11 protein-coding genes are annotated in these 15285 nt (G+C 38.7%); 10 read left to right on the plus strand and 1 reads right to left on the minus strand.

The window, feature by feature from the left end; translation table 11 throughout:
* Nucleotides 1-395: 395 nt before the first annotated feature.
* Nucleotides 396-743, plus strand: a complete 348-nt coding sequence (gene azu / locus J8Z25_RS18310; RefSeq protein WP_250662302.1) for an azurin — start codon at nucleotides 396-398, stop codon at nucleotides 741-743.
* A gap of 22 nt (nucleotides 744-765) precedes the next feature.
* Here azu and J8Z25_RS18315 read toward each other — a convergent pair whose 3' ends face one another.
* Nucleotides 766-1863 carry an ISAs1 family transposase gene (locus tag J8Z25_RS18315; RefSeq protein ID WP_250661038.1) on the minus strand — a complete coding sequence of 366 codons (1098 nt, stop codon included), beginning with the start codon at nucleotides 1861-1863 and terminating at the stop codon, nucleotides 766-768.
* Between the two features lie 583 nt (nucleotides 1864-2446).
* On the opposite strand from J8Z25_RS18315, the gene J8Z25_RS18325 reads away from it, so the two are divergent.
* The 9 genes from J8Z25_RS18325 to J8Z25_RS18365 all read left to right on the plus strand — a co-directional run bounded on the left by J8Z25_RS18325 (nucleotide 2447) and on the right by J8Z25_RS18365 (nucleotide 15052).
* Nucleotides 2447-5419: a TonB-dependent receptor gene (locus J8Z25_RS18325; RefSeq protein WP_130052845.1), complete on the plus strand. Its 2973-nt coding sequence runs from the start codon at nucleotides 2447-2449 to the stop codon at nucleotides 5417-5419.
* A 243-nt stretch (nucleotides 5420-5662) separates the two neighbouring features.
* Nucleotides 5663-7189, plus strand: a complete 1527-nt coding sequence (locus J8Z25_RS18330) for a tryptophan halogenase family protein (RefSeq protein WP_167657434.1) — start codon at nucleotides 5663-5665, stop codon at nucleotides 7187-7189.
* A gap of 9 nt (nucleotides 7190-7198) precedes the next feature.
* Nucleotides 7199-8686, plus strand: coding sequence for a tryptophan halogenase family protein (locus J8Z25_RS18335; RefSeq protein ID WP_250662304.1), 1488 nt, complete (start codon nucleotides 7199-7201; stop codon nucleotides 8684-8686).
* A 499-nt stretch (nucleotides 8687-9185) separates the two neighbouring features.
* Entirely contained in the window at nucleotides 9186-10514 is a 1329-nt protein-coding gene (locus J8Z25_RS18340) for a GH1 family beta-glucosidase (RefSeq protein ID WP_250662305.1), read from the plus strand.
* A 13-nt stretch (nucleotides 10515-10527) separates the two neighbouring features.
* Complete coding sequence (locus J8Z25_RS18345; protein ID WP_250662306.1) at nucleotides 10528-12060, plus strand: MFS transporter; 1533 nt, start codon at nucleotides 10528-10530, stop codon at nucleotides 12058-12060.
* 34 nt (nucleotides 12061-12094) lie between these two features.
* Nucleotides 12095-13096, plus strand: coding sequence for a LacI family DNA-binding transcriptional regulator (locus J8Z25_RS18350; RefSeq protein ID WP_130052850.1), 1002 nt, complete (start codon nucleotides 12095-12097; stop codon nucleotides 13094-13096).
* 73 nt (nucleotides 13097-13169) lie between these two features.
* A complete protein-coding gene (locus J8Z25_RS18355; RefSeq protein ID WP_250662307.1) occupies nucleotides 13170-13511 on the plus strand; it encodes a MerR family transcriptional regulator in 342 nt (113 codons plus the stop codon).
* 133 nt (nucleotides 13512-13644) lie between these two features.
* Nucleotides 13645-14337, plus strand: a complete 693-nt coding sequence (locus J8Z25_RS18360) for a DUF4336 domain-containing protein (protein WP_167657430.1) — start codon at nucleotides 13645-13647, stop codon at nucleotides 14335-14337.
* A 142-nt stretch (nucleotides 14338-14479) separates the two neighbouring features.
* Complete coding sequence (locus J8Z25_RS18365; RefSeq protein WP_250662308.1) at nucleotides 14480-15052, plus strand: NAD(P)H-dependent oxidoreductase; 573 nt, start codon at nucleotides 14480-14482, stop codon at nucleotides 15050-15052.
* Nucleotides 15053-15285: the final 233 nt, after the last annotated feature.

The following is a 15285-nucleotide window of genomic DNA, read 5'->3' on the forward strand; positions in this document are numbered from 1 at the left end:
TTACGATATAAAAGATCACTTTTTATATGTTTCGTAGCTTTAATAATCAAAAAGCAATTGCACGCTACTCCTCCCCCCAAGCCTCGCCTTACATTCATATCTAGAGCGACCTTGATCCAGCAAAGCATAGAGTAGTGAGGAAACAAATTAAGACACGCGCCGTCTTTGGTGAATTATATGGCTTATGAAAAGCTAAGTACTTGTTATTTAATGAATTACCTTGCTGACTTATAGTTTCATAATGTGAAACCAACTTTTATTGAGCATTTAATTTTTAAAAATAGCTCTAAATCATCTGTTTTATCAATTGATTAGATTTAATTTACTCGTTAGAGAGTTAAAGCGTTACTTGATAAGTTCAAACCTAAATAACTTAACATTTAACTGGAGGCTCAATGTCTATCCGCAGCACCTTATTAGTTCTTTTCTTTGCAAGCTTTATTTTTCCTGCTTTGGCTCAAGATAATTGCATTGTGAATATAGAAGCCACAAACGAAATGCACTTTTCTAAAAGTGAAATAAACGTATCTGCTAGTTGTACTTCCGTTACTATAAACCTAAAAAACTCTGGCAAGCTACCAGCAACTTTAATGGGACATAATTTGGTTATCTCAAAAAAAGAGGATTTAGTTGGATTAACAAATGATAGCTATGAAGCCGGCTTCGAGAATAACTATGTAAAGCCAAATGACTCTAGAGCAATCGCTGTTTCTAAAGTTATAGGGGGAGGTGAATCAGGGTGAGAGCATACTTTGTTAACAAGTATTAACCAAAGATAAGCTCAGCCCTGAATTCATCGTCAAAACTAGCCCTAACACACTTACTGCGTATCGAGTCTTTACGGCCTTTGTGCTGTTTTACCAGGTTGCGAACAACCCGTCTGAACAGCGCCATATTCTCCGCCGAAATCGGCTCGCTTATCTGGCAAGCGTCTTCCTTAAAGACGACATCCAACACCCAGTGCTGCTGATTTTCTATGTGCCAATGATGGCGGATTGCTTTCTGCAACATCTGTGCATCTGGCTCGACAGAAGTAACATAAAAGTGCGTGTCTATTTTTATTATTGAGTCGGACTTATTGTGCCTTTCGACTGCGACCAACGAAGTAAGCCCTGGCCATTTTTCTTTTATCTCTTTAGGCAGTTTGTCTGCTTTTAGAGCGTAAGTGATCCGTGTTTCCTGACGTCCATGCCCATTGCTGGTTTGTACGTCCTCAGGCAAATCTCCCTCTTCTTCAAAAGCTTTTTCAAAACATGAAGCGACTGCTTTATAAAGCGTTTTCTGATTTGCTTTGACCTGAACCAAATAGTCCGCATCTCTTGAAGTCAGTGCTGAGAGTGTCGCTTTCTGACAATGTAGTGCATCTAGTGTGATGATAGAGTCTGAAATATCGAGCACATCTAATAAGGCCCTAACTGCTGGGATCTCGTTAGATTTACTTTCTACGGTACGCTGATACAAAGTTAAACCAGATTCACAATCAAAAGCGGACACCAAGTGTAAGTTATCCTCACGCTTTTTACTGGCACCACGCAGAGTTTTCCCATCAAATGCAATAATTGGCTTGTCAGATTGAGTTCGTTGCTCGTTAACCCAACTAAGCAGGGCCAAAATCAGAGAGTCAGTTTCCACTGTTTTAAGAATACGAGCAATACTATGTCGCGTTGGAATACCATGTTTAAATGCTCTGAACTGTCGGAGCCAAGACAGCTTGCTGTGTCCAAACACTTCGATATCTTTCCAGCCTTCACAACCAGATAAAACCGCCGAAATGATAAGAAATAAGACATCAGTAAGGTCATGATGTTGATTGATGAAAGAACACTTATCTTCCACAAGTTCAAGGTGGCTAAATAACGACATAATTAACAAGTAGATAGTGACAATGTGGGCGTTATTAGATCAGAAAAGAGGCGGATGTTAAAGCCTTTTTACAAAGTGCGATCCCGCCGTGGGAGGTGAATCAACCTCGATATCTTTCAAAACGTCGCTTATAAATACAAAAGAAGAATATATCTTTTTCTGCGCATCCCCGGGACATTCGGCAATAATGCAAGGTAGCTTTAGCATAACTAAGTAAAATACTGGCCGTTTACATATTTATCTCAGCCTCACTATCATTTTTTAGAGAATAGGCTGCTTATTAAAAATGACTAAGTTAATGGGAGTTGTATATGACTCCCATTAAAATTATCAATATCCCCTACTACCCGTTAAATATAACAATCAATATCCGTTCGATTTTCACGCAACTTTTTTAACAATTTGTTGATATAGCTGTTGACGTAAACTGCAAATCACACTACTCTTTTCTGGAAGCGCTTTCATAAGGGCGGTTTTCAACCTCTTTATGGTAGCGCTTCCAGATTTGAAAAATAATCAATTTCGACAACAATATCATGCTCTAATAGCATGAATAACAACGATAAAGAACGAGGGAAACCTGATGCCAAGCCATAACTTTAAAAGAACAAAGTTAGCTTCCAGCTTATCTTTGCTTTTAGGTGCTAGCACCTGCTTATCAGCTTATGCTGAGCAGTCTGAACACAACGACGACATTGAAGTAATTCAAGTAACAGGGTTTAAAGGTAGTATCAAAGAATCAACACAACTAAAACGCTATTCTTCGGGTGTTGTTGATGCGATTTCATCAGAAGATATTGGTAAATTCCCTGATACTAACTTAGCAGAGTCTTTACAACGTATCACAGGTGTATCGATAGACCGCAGTAATGGTGAGGGCTCTAAAGTTACAGTACGTGGTTTTGGTCCAGATTATAATATGGTAACCCTAAACGGGCGTACCATGCCTGCCGCCTCACTTCCTGCTGGCGGGGGCTCACCAAACTCTCGTGCCTATGATTTTGCTAATCTGGCATCAGAAAGTGTTAAATCTGTTGAAGTATATAAAACAGGAAAAGCAAATATCGCATCAGGCGGTATTGGTGCCACAATCAATATCAATACAGCTCGTCCTTTAGACAATCCAGGTTTGATCACGAATATTGGTGTTAAGGCCATGCACGACACAACAAATCGTGTAGGTGATGATATTACACCCGAAATTTCAGGCATTTTTAGTTGGACAGACGAAGAAGCTAAGTTTGGGGTTTCGCTTACTGCAAGCGTTCAAAAAAGAGATAGTTCGGCTGCCGGAGCTTTTGTAAACGAGTGGCGAACAACAGCTTACGACGGCACGATCCCTCAATCTGCAGATGATATTGTTATCGAAAACGCACCTGCTATGGGACAGTATTATTCAATGCCCTCAGACCTTCGATATACAATTGCGGATCGTGAAAGAACACGTACAAATGCGCAATTAACGTTGCAATACAGCCCTGTTGAATCATTAACAGCAACTCTTGATTATACATACTCACAACAAGAGCTCTTTGAGTCGCGAGCTGAGCAATCTATCTGGATGGATAACTATAAAACGCATTTAATTTTTGATGATAATGCAGTTAAAACTCCAATTTACTATAAAGAAGAGCGCAGAGATTTATCCACACGAGATCTCGGTTTAGCTTTACAAGAGCTAAATCAGCTTAATAAAAATGACTCGATTGGTTTAAACCTTGAATACTTTGTTAATGATCGACTTAGTTTTGTATTTGATGCGCACAGCTCAAAGGCAACGAGTGAACCTGATGCGCCTTACGGCAGTTGGGTAAATGCAGGATTAGGTGCAAATGTTGTTGCCTCTCAAGAAGTTGACTTTAGCCGCAAATTACCATCAATGGTGATTGATTTTGATGATTGCAGCCGTGCTAATTTAAACTGTAATGGCGTATTAGACCAAGATGATGTAGGTACTTCTATTCTTGACTCTAACTTCGCACGCCAAGAATCAACCGTTGATGAATTTCGTTTGCTCGGTAAATATGAAATCGAATCAGGCGTGATTGATTTTGGTATTGAATCACGTTCAATGGAAAGTCATTCATTACAATCTCTTACACGTAATACGATGGGTAACTGGGGGATTGAAAACCCTGGAGAGTTACCAGACGGTTACCTTGATCCTACAAACTTCTTAAGTGAATTAGATGGCTACAATACCTCAGGTTCGTTTGATCAAGGATTCACAGGTAGCGCATCTGAAATTGGTTATTGGGCAGCAAGCCAGTACGGCTTTAATTTTGCCGCTGACGGCGCTTTTGCAACAAATCGTACAATAAAAGAAGATATCCAAGCCGCCTTTGTACAATATAAACATCAAGGTGAGATTGGCGATATGCCATTTAACCTCTTAGTTGGTGCTCGATACGAAACGACTGATATCACATCAACAGCAAATATTGATTTACCAAATGCGGTTGCTTGGGAAGGTAACAACGACTTTAATGTGCGATATGGTACTGATAAGCAAGATTATTCTCTAAGCTCTGATTATGACCACTTCTTACCTAGCGTAGATTTTGATATTAACGTAGTTGAAGATGTGAAAATTCGAGCCTCATATAGCACAACAATCGCACGACCTACTTATGATAATTTAAGCTCTGCTGCGACAGTGGGAGTGCCTACTGGACCTAGTTTAATTCCAGGTACAACCAATGCACCTGCGTCGACTGGTAACCCAGGCTTAGTGCCGCTTGAATCAGATAATATCGATGTTTCAGCCGAGTGGTATTACAGCGATGTTAGCTATGTTTCTGTCGGTTATTACAATAAAAAAGTTGATAACTTCATAGGCTTAACACCTATGACTCAAAATTACTATGGCTTACGAGATGTATCTGCAGGTCCTCGCGCACAAGCAGCAAAAGCTGAACTTGAAGCAAGAGGTCTAGCTGTCACTGATTCAAACCTATTCCAAATGGTTGCTGCAATGGAAAATGGGGTCGCTTTTGATTCAATGTCTTATGAAGAGTTTGAAGCCGCATACGATATTTTACCTAATAGCGATGACCCGTTAATGGACTTTACAGCTCAAGTCCCTACCAATAACAAAGACGCCAAGATAGATGGTTATGAACTTGCAATACAGCATTTCTTTGGTGATTCAGGTTTTGGTTTTCAGGCAAACTATACGATTGTAAATGGTGATGTTGACTTCAATGTCGCAGCAGACCCAACAACAACGCAATTTGCATTAGTTGGTTTGAGTGATACTGCGAACTTCATTGCAATGTATGAGAATGATAAATTTCAAGCTCGTATAGCCTATAACTGGCGTGATAAATTCTTAAATAATGCTGCGCGTTATGTAAATGAGCCCGCATTTACTGAAGAATATTATCAAATCGATTTTAATGTGGCTTATAACTACAGTGAACAACTGTCTTTCTTCTTAGAGGGAATTAACATTACTGAGCAAGACAACCGTCAACATGGTCGATATAAAGCACAGTTATGGAATTTAGACAAAAATGGGGCTCGCTACAATTTAGGTGTACGTTATAACTTCTAACCTATTACTGTAGAAAATGTATATTACGTTTTGTATATACAGCCAAATGCCTATTCGCATATTTGAGTGAACAACTGGGGCTAGAAACTATTTCGTAAAAAGGCAAAAGTACTGTTAAATTAGTTTAAATGAGTCTCTTTTGTAGACTAATTACGATAAGTTTACTTCCTAAAAGATGAACAATTATTGCGAATAGGTATAAAGCCGCTTAATTGAAGCGGCTTTAACATTTAAAGTAAGCATATGAGCAAAAAAATTAATAATATTGTGATCATTGGCGGTGGAGCTGCCGGTTGGCTTACAGCTGGGTTACTATCCAAAGAACACCCAGATAAAAGTATCACTTTAATTGAATCTGCTGATATCGGTATTTCCGGTGTCGGTGAAGGGACGTGGCCATCAATGCGACATACATTGCAACGAATTGGCATAAAAGAAACTGACTTTTTACAGCAATGTGATGCCTCTTTTAAGCAAGGTTCAAAATTCATAAACTGGCGGGGAAAAGAACAGGCAGATAACTATTATCACCCTTTCATGGTTCCTGAAGGCTACAATGAGTATGATGTTCATGCAGCATGGCAGCAGTTGTTTTCTGAACAAAAATACGCCGATGCAATGAACGTGCAAAGCTTTGTTTGTCAAGCTACCCTTGCGCCTAAACAACTGAATACACCTGAATATGCGGGTGTTACAAATTACGGTTATCACCTAGATGCCCATAAATTCGCACAATTTCTCACAAAACATTGTGTAAACACACTCAATGTAAAACGCATTCTCGATAATGTCCTCCACGCCAATAATAATGCTCAAGGCTACATTGAAAGTGTCACTACTCAGAATAATGGTGTGATTAACGGTGATTTGTTTATTGATTGCTCTGGTAGTCAAGGACTGTTAATAGCCAAGCACTACCAGATCCCATTTTTAGATCAAAGTCACATTCTTTTTAATAATACTGCTGTTGCAGCGCACTTGCCTTACGAAAGCCCTTCTCAAGATATTGCATCAGCGACTTTATCCACCGCACAATCCGCTGGCTGGATTTGGGATATAGGATTACCTACTAGACGCGGTATTGGCTATACATTTAGTGATAAATATTGTGACGTTGAAACTGCTGTTGAAACACTAAAAAGTTATGCTGCACAATCTGTTGGCATTCAACAAGCTAACAATATTGAAACAAGAACATTACGCTTTACGCCTGGTTACAGAGAAGTATTCTGGCATAAAAACTGTGTTGCAATAGGAATGTCGCAAGGATTTATAGAGCCACTAGAAGCTTCGGCGTTAGCAATGGTTGAATTAAGTATTAGCATGCTAAGTGAACAAATGCCTGTAGACCAAGTACACATGCAGTTGTTGAGAAAACGTTTTAATAAACGTTTTAGGTACCGCTGGAAGCAAGTCATCAATTTTCTAAAGCTACATTATGTATTGAGTAGTCGCGATGATAGTAGCTATTGGTCCGATAACCACCACCATAAAAGTATCCCAAGTGAATTACAGAGCTTGCTAGAACTATGGCAATATCAAGCTCCCAGCCGATTTGACTTTATAGAAAATGAAGAAATTTTTTCTTCTGCGAGTTATCAATACGTGCTTTATGGCATGGGCTTCAAAACCAAGCAAACAAAAAAGCTTGATAACCATACATATCAGATGGCACAAAAACTCTACCAACTCAATCGCAAGAAGATTGCGCAATACTTACAAAAACTACCCACTAATCGACTGTTATTAGAACAATTACAAAGGGAGTAAGGTGGCAAAATGAGACAACAACAAATTAAACAAGTAGTCATAGCTGGCGGTGGTACCGCAGGCTGGATGACAGCTGCCGCGTTAGCTAAATTACTAAATAAAGATATTAAAATCTGCTTAATTGAATCAGATGATATCGGCACTGTCGGTGTTGGAGAGGCAACAATTCCACCTATTCGTACCTTTCATAAATTGCTAGGTATCGATGAACAAGAATTTATGAGGGCCACACAAGCAACATTCAAACTGGGAATTAGCTTTGAGAATTGGCATCAGCCAAACAGTGATTACATTCACTCTTTCGGTATGACAGGTAAAGAATGTTGGGCTGGAGAGTTCCACCATTTTTGGTTGCATTGGCAAAAAATGGGCAATACCGATGATTTCGCAGATTACTGCTATGAACTACAGGCAGCTAAGCAAGGTAAATTTGGGATTAGCCCTCAAAACCCAATTAATTACGCATTTCATATGGATGCCAGTCGCTATGCTACATTTTTAAGAGCATTTTCAGAAAACCTCGGCGTCAAACGTATAGAAGGTAAAATTGAACGGGTAAATAAACATTCTGATAATGGCTTTATTAAAAGCTTATCGCTGGATAATAACACTGAAATAGCGGGTGATTTTTTTATTGATTGCACTGGTTTCAAAGGCATACTTATCGAGCAAGCCTTACATACAGGGTTTGAAGATTGGTCTCATTTATTACCTTGCGACAGTGCCGTTGCGGTACAAACAAAAGGAACATCAGACCCTCTCCCTTACACGCGTTCTATTGCGCATCAATCAGGATGGCAATGGCAAATTCCTTTGCAAAACAGAATTGGCAATGGCTTAGTTTATTGCAGCCGCTATTTAAATGACCATGATGCAACTAAATTACTATTAGATAACCTTATTGGAGACACCCTAACCGAACCAAAAATCATTAAATTTAAAACTGGTCGTAGGCGTAAAGGGTGGAACAAAAACTGTTTAGCGCTAGGTCTTGCCAGTGGCTTTTTAGAACCTCTTGAATCAACAAGTATCCACTTGATTATGACCGGTATCATTCGGTTTATGCGCCTATATCCTTTTGCTGGTGTAACACAACAAGCTATCGATGAATATAATAAGCAATTGAAGTCAGAGCTCGAAAGTATTCGTGACTTTATTGTTTTGCATTATAAAGTTACGGATAGGCAAGACAGTGAATTTTGGCGTCATTGCCAAGCTATGGAAATTCCTGAGTCACTTGCTCATAAAATCGCATTATTTAAAGAAACTGGCCGAGTATTTTTAGATGATGGCGATATTTTCCGTGTCGACTCTTGGGTTCAAGTCATGCTTGGGCAAGGTGTTAAACCAAAACAATATCATTATGTTGCTTCTTTAATGAATGACCAAGAGTTAGGTCGCTTTATGCAAGGCATTAAACAACAAATTGCCCATCGGTTAGCGCAACTGCCAACTCATAAAGAGTTTATTAACAAGTACTGTCGAATAAATGACTAAGCCCACAGTAAAGCCGATACAATTGTTGCTAAAATATGCATAATAAAATTTACTGTAAAGCCGCTTTTAAGCGCTCGCTTTACAGTAATTACAAACTGAATTAGGCCTCTCTTAATGAGGATTTTAGGCGTCAAGGGTTAGTGATAACTAAAAACACTTAGCGTAAAAATGCTAAAAAGTAAAAACCATGACTCAACTGAGAAAATAATCTAACCACTCAACTTTCAGCTCTTAATTTGTCACTATAACTAAAAAAAAGCCTAACACTAACTCATTAATTATTAAATATTAAAATGACTTACCTAGGTTGTTTTCAGGCTAAACAAAATAAACGGTTGACCGTTTGGACAATAGCCTCTAACCTAAATATGGAAGCGCTACCATAAACAACACAACAACTTTCAAATCATGCAATATACATAAAGATGAAAGCGCTACCATAACAACTTAAATTTAGCTGCAAGATTTACTTGCATTTGTTTATCAAAGGTTTCTTTACATGACTCAGCTCACGTTACCAAAAAACTCAACAATGCTTAGCAAAGACTTTATCTATGGCGTTGCAACGGCTTCGTTTCAAATAGAAGGAGCTGCTGATAAGCGCCTCCCTTGTATTTGGGATACTTTCTGTGCGACCCCAGGAAAAATAGCTGATAACTCAAACGGTAATTTCGCCTGTGAGCATGTAAAAAAATGGAAAGACGATATTGAGCTAATCGACTCTTTAGGTGTAGATGCCTATCGCCTATCAATTTCTTGGCCAAGAGTCATAAAGTTAGACGGTACCTTAAATCAAGAAGGTATTAACTTTTACATTAATATTTTAGACGAATTAATGCGTCGGAATATCAAAGCATTTGTTACCTTATACCATTGGGATTTGCCACAGCACTTAGAAGATAAGGGAGGCTGGTTAAATCGTGAAACAGCGTATGAGTTTGCTCATTATGTTGATCTAGTTAGTAAAGAGCTATCTGGAAAAGTATATTCATATGCAACGTTGAATGAACCTTTCTGCAGCTCGTATTTAGGCTATGAAATTGGTGTTCATGCTCCAGGGATCAAAGGCCGTGAATTTGGCCGAAAAGCCGCTCATCATTTATTACTTGCCCATGGTTTAGCAATGAAGGTGCTAACTAAAAATAGCCCAGAGTCGTTAAACGGTATCGTGCTTAACTTTACTCCATGTTATTCCGTATCATCAAGCGAAGCAGACATTGCAGCAACAGCTTTTGCTGATGACTATATAAACCAATGGTATATGAAACCTATAATGCAAGGAGCTTACCCTGACATCATAGAGCAGTTGCCACCCGCTCACAGACCTGACATTCTAGATGGCGACATGGAGATTATTTGCCAACCTTTAGATTTCTTAGGCGTAAATTTTTATACCAGACTGCGTTATGAAGCAAGTGATACAGATTATTACCATGAACTGCCTCACCAAGCGCCGATGACAGATATTGGTTGGGAAATTTACCCATCTGCATTGACCGAATTATTAGACTCCTTGCATCAAAAATATGATTTGCCGCCAATTTATATTACAGAGAATGGAGCAGCTATGGCGGACAAAATGGAGAATGGAGAGGTGAACGATCAAGATCGTATCGACTATTATAATGCCCATTTAAATGCAGTGAATGATGCCATATTACAAGGTGTTGATGTAGCTGGCTACTTTGCATGGAGCTTAATGGATAATTTCGAGTGGGCAGAAGGTTATTCAAAACGCTTCGGAATTGTTCATGTTGATTACGATACACAAGTACGAACAGTAAAGCTAAGTGGTAAAGCATATAGTCAGTTAATCACGCGCCGATAATAAGACAACAATAATGATAAAACACACTCTTCCCATCTACGAAAAAATAGGCTACGCGATGGGCGATGCCGGCGCTAATTTAGTTTGGCGTGGTGCTTTGGCTTATTTAGCCGTTTTTTATACAGACACATTTGGTATTTCTGCCGCCGCTGCTGCGTTACTTTTTTTAGTTGTGCGCTTATCAGATGGCGTGACAGATATAATAATGGGGATGATTGCAGATCGGACGCAAACACGTTTCGGTAAATTTCGTCCTTGGATATTGTGGTCAACTCCTTTTCTAGCCTTGTTTATGGTGTTGTGCTTCACAACACCTGACATAAGCCCAGCAGCTAAGCTATTTTATGCTTATTTCACTTATATAGGGCTCACTCTAGCTTATACGGTAAGTAACGTACCCTACTCTGCTTTAATGGGGGTTATGACTGGTGATGATCTAGAGCGAACTAAACTGTCTGGCTTTCGCTTTGCCGGAGCATTTGCAGGTGGCTTATTAGTTATGGGCTTTTTACCTGATTTAGTTGCATACTTTGGACAAGGAGATAGTGCACAAGGTTACCAATATACTATGTACGTATTTGCCGCCTTACTAACTCTTCTTATGCTTATTACGTTTGCAAGTACAAAAGAGCGTGTTCAACCAGCAATAAATAAGCAAGTTTCACTAAAAACAGAGTTAACCGATTTAAGTTCAAGCTTACCTTTTATCATTCTTCCTTTATTGGCGATCACATTATTTTTCTATTATCGCGAGCTCTACTCCGGTTTGTTTTTTGCGGCAACAATGATTTTTATGACTGTCGTAATTCGTCGCTTACTTGCAAGCGATCATAGTAAGCTAAGTGGCACTCAACGAGATATGGTTGATTTACTTACAAATAAACCATGGCTGATCTTATTAGGTATGGGCTTTTTAACAATGATGTTTAATGGCATTAAATATGGTGTTATCGCTTATTATTTTAAATATTACGTAGGTAATGAGCTTTTAACTGGCCAATACTTTATAGCTTTATTAATCGTCTCAATTTTCGGCGCGTTAAGTACAGGAAAATTAGCTGAGATTCTGGGTAAACGTACTTTGTTTATCGCTTCATTATTACTAAGTGCCTTCTTTACCATTTGTTTCTTTTGGCTGCCAAATGATAACCTCAGCCTTATCTTTGTTATGGGTTGTCTATCCGAATTCTTCGCAGCCATGATGCCTACCCTGTTTTTTACAATGCTTGGGGATAGTGCAGACTATTCTGAGTGGAAAAATAAACGCCGTGCCACTGGCCTCATATATTCAGCAGGAACTTTCGTGCAAAAAACGGGGGGTGGATTTGCCGGAGCCTTAGTGCTTGTTGTACTTGCAAGTTATGGCTATGACGGAATGGACGAAACGACCATTGCACACTCACTCGATGGCATGATTCTACTAATGAGTTGGCTACCAGCAGCGTTTGCTCTAATAGCCGCGGCACTGATGGCCTTTTATCCATTAACATCTGAAATGACAGAAAAAATAACAGAAGACTTGGCAATTAGGCGTGCAAGTCTGTAAATTAAACAGTTAAGATTTATATAAAACAGTAATTATGGCAACTATTTATCAGGTATCAGAGCTCGCTGGCGTTTCTTTATCAACCGTATCTCGGGTGTTAAATGAAAATGACTACGTCAGCAAAAAAACCAAACAAAAAGTCCTCGATGCGATGGAGCAACTTGGTTACAAACCAAATTCAATAGCTCGCTCTCTCGCTTCAAATTGCACTAATAGTGTGGGTATTTTAGTGTCTGAATTAGATGGCGCGTTTTTTGGTGAGATGATGTCTGCTATCGAAGCTCAATTAAGAGCTGCCGGAAAACATGTCATTATTACGCCGGGACACAGTGAAGAAGACAAAGAAAAGAATGGCTTAGAATTTTTAATTTCACGTAATTGCGATGCAATCATTGCTCATGTTGAAGCTGTTAGTGATGAGTATCTAGTAAAATTAAACAAAGGTAAAACCCCTATTTATTTAATCAGCCGCTATGTAGATAAAATGAAAGAAAACTGCATTAGTCTGGATAACGTGATGGGCGGATATTTAGCAACTAAGCACTTACTTGCTCAAGGCCATAAAGATATAACATACATTGCAGGCCCGTTATTTAAACCCGATGCATTTGATCGACTAGAAGGTCACAAAAAAGCACTTAAAGAATACGGTATTACTTTTAATGAGCAAACTCTATTTGTCGGTGACTTTAAAGAAACCGGTGGGTATAACGGCTTAAAGCATTTCTTTAACAACAACATAAAATTTACTGCTGTTGTTTGTGCAAATGATGAAATGGCATCTGGTGTAATGAAATATGCTCGAGAGCATCAGCTTGATCTACCAAAAGACTTAGCTATCGTCGGATTCGATAATGTTCATTTTACAAATTACTTGTACCCAACTTTGACTACCATTGATAACCCGGTAGAGAAAATGGGGATCATGGCCGCCAACTTGGTGTTAAAACAAGTATATAAACAAAGTCTCTCGAATATAGAGCATATTTTTACACCTGAATTACTGATACGCGATTCAACAACACATTTAACTTGAGAGCTTGAAAAAGGCGAAACTAACCGCTTATTTAAATATAACGAATAATATCGATGTATAGATGGAGTAACAGGTGTTTATCGGTGAAGTAGCAAGAAAAACGAATTTATCTGTTAAAGCTATTCGGTTTTACGAAGAAAAAGAGCTTATTGTCCCCCCAAAACGCCAAGGAAAATACCGTGTTTACACCGATGAGCACATTGAAGTATTGAGGTTAATCGCAGAAGCAAAACTGTTGGGGGTTACACTAGCTGAGCTAAAAGGGTTTATAAAATATGAAAACGGGGAAGCAAACTGGGCTGAGATAAGCGAGTTTTTAGTACACTTAAAAGCCCGTTTGCAAGCTCAAATTGAGCAAACAGAACAGAAAATAGCCAAAATCGATTCATGTGTTGGGATTATTAACGCTAAATAATTAGTTGACTCTCCCCTTTAGTGGAGGGTTTATAGTATCTCATGTAGACCTAGAACAAGCAGTACAATCTAAATTAACATTTTCAATAAACTAATCTTTTTTTTGATAACTTAAATTCTAATTAAGGAATAATATGGAAAAGTTAGCAAACGACATTTGGATTTTTGATGGTGAAGCAGTAAGGTTCTTCTTTTTACCTTTTACAACTCGAATGACAGTCATTAAACTCGCAAATGGCGATCTGTGGGTTCATAGTCCTATCTATCTAAGTGATGCGTTAAAAACCCAAATAGACCAGTTAGGCTCGGTCAAATACCTTATTGCACCAAATCATTTACATCACCTGTTTTTACCACAATGGATAACAAAATATCCAGATGCGCAAATCTATGGCACTGATGAAGTCATCAAAAAGCGTAGCGATATCTCATTTGATGCGTCCCTAAATGACGATTTAGCGTGGCAGTGGCAAAATGAAATTAACCAAGTCTTAGTTACAGGCTCCCCTCTTATGGAAGAGTGTGTGTTTTTCCATAAAAGCTCTAAAACACTCATTGTTACTGATTTGGTAGAAAACTTTTCGGGTGATAATTTTAACCCTTTGCAAAAATGGATAGCCAAGGGCGTTGGGATCATCGCCCCTGATGGAAAAACACCTATCGATTGGCGTCTAAGTTTTATGTTTAACAAAGCCAAGACCAGAAAACATTTTGAACAGATGCTAGCCTGGCAGCCTGAAATTTTGGTTATGGCCCATGGCGAGCTAATTGAGAAAAACGCTGTGGATTTTTTGCATAAATCCTTCCGCTGGCTTACTAAGAGTTAAAAGAAAAAACCAGCTTCGTTACATATAACATTCTATATATTTAATGTACCGTATTTATTTGTTTTTCAAAAAATGATTGACTCTCCCGTTAAGGGGAGGCTTTAGACTTGCAATTATTTCCTAATACATAGAGGTAGTAATTGTGAAAAATATACTCATTTTAAACGGAAACCCTAAAGCCCATAGCTTTGCTGATTCATTAACGAGTGCGTATGAGTTTACAGCTAAAAAAGCGGCGAATATCCGCATATTTAAACTCTCTGAAATGGACTTTAACCCTAACCTGATGTTCGGCTATGACCAAGTGCAACCTTTCGAGCCATGCCTAGACACATTTACTGATGCACTTAAATGGGCCGATCATCTAGTACTTATTGCGCCAATTTGGTGGGGAAGTGTACCAGCTAAACTAAAAGGCCTTTTCGACCGCGTATTTTTACCCGGTGTGACCTTTAAATTCGAACAAAACAGCTTATTGCCGACGCCACTGCTAACTGACAAAACTGCGAGAGTGATCTTAACCATGGATACACCCCAAGAGCTCGCTCAGGAACTAGCAAAGCCCGTAGTAGAACAGTTATGCCGCTATACTCTCGAATATTGTGGTTTTGAAAAGCCGAAAGTTAACTTTTTTGGCTCTGTTATTCTCTCAAATGATAATCAAAAATCGAACTGGAAAACAACAGTTGCTGAGCTAGGTTCTCTATGTGACTAAAGGCTTATTTTAACTAAAAATATAATATTTATAATTTTTATTGGGTGTTATTCTGACTTTTAGATAATGCCCAATAGAAAATAATTAGATGAAGGGAAATGGATTATATTTAAGTAAATAGAGGTACATGGAATAAAAGAACTGAGCTCCATACTCAGTCTACTTTTTATAACCTTGATCTTCCCCTAATCACCAATACCAAAAATTGTGACGGCACTAAGTCGAAAACAGTG

It is taken from the genome of Pseudoalteromonas sp. SCSIO 43101 (genome assembly GCF_023650775.1).
GTDB classification, from domain to species: Bacteria; Pseudomonadota; Gammaproteobacteria; order Enterobacterales; family Alteromonadaceae; genus Pseudoalteromonas; species Pseudoalteromonas apostichopi.

Excerpts from the sequence above, each read along its gene's own strand:
- J8Z25_RS18350 (WP_130052850.1), top strand. The coding sequence starts at position 12,095 with ATGGCAACTATTTATCAGGTATCAGAGCTCGCTGGCGTTTCTTTATCA.
- J8Z25_RS18315 (WP_250661038.1), bottom strand. The coding sequence starts at position 1,863 with ATGTCGTTATTTAGCCACCTTGAACTTGTGGAAGATAAGTGTTCTTTC.
- J8Z25_RS18360 (WP_167657430.1), top strand. The coding sequence starts at position 13,645 with ATGGAAAAGTTAGCAAACGACATTTGGATTTTTGATGGTGAAGCAGTA.
- J8Z25_RS18345 (WP_250662306.1), top strand. The coding sequence starts at position 10,528 with ATGATAAAACACACTCTTCCCATCTACGAAAAAATAGGCTACGCGATG.
- J8Z25_RS18340 (WP_250662305.1), top strand. The coding sequence starts at position 9,186 with ATGACTCAGCTCACGTTACCAAAAAACTCAACAATGCTTAGCAAAGAC.
- J8Z25_RS18325 (WP_130052845.1), top strand. The coding sequence starts at position 2,447 with ATGCCAAGCCATAACTTTAAAAGAACAAAGTTAGCTTCCAGCTTATCT.
- J8Z25_RS18335 (WP_250662304.1), top strand. The coding sequence starts at position 7,199 with ATGAGACAACAACAAATTAAACAAGTAGTCATAGCTGGCGGTGGTACC.
- azu (WP_250662302.1), top strand. The coding sequence starts at position 396 with ATGTCTATCCGCAGCACCTTATTAGTTCTTTTCTTTGCAAGCTTTATT.
- J8Z25_RS18330 (WP_167657434.1), top strand. The coding sequence starts at position 5,663 with ATGAGCAAAAAAATTAATAATATTGTGATCATTGGCGGTGGAGCTGCC.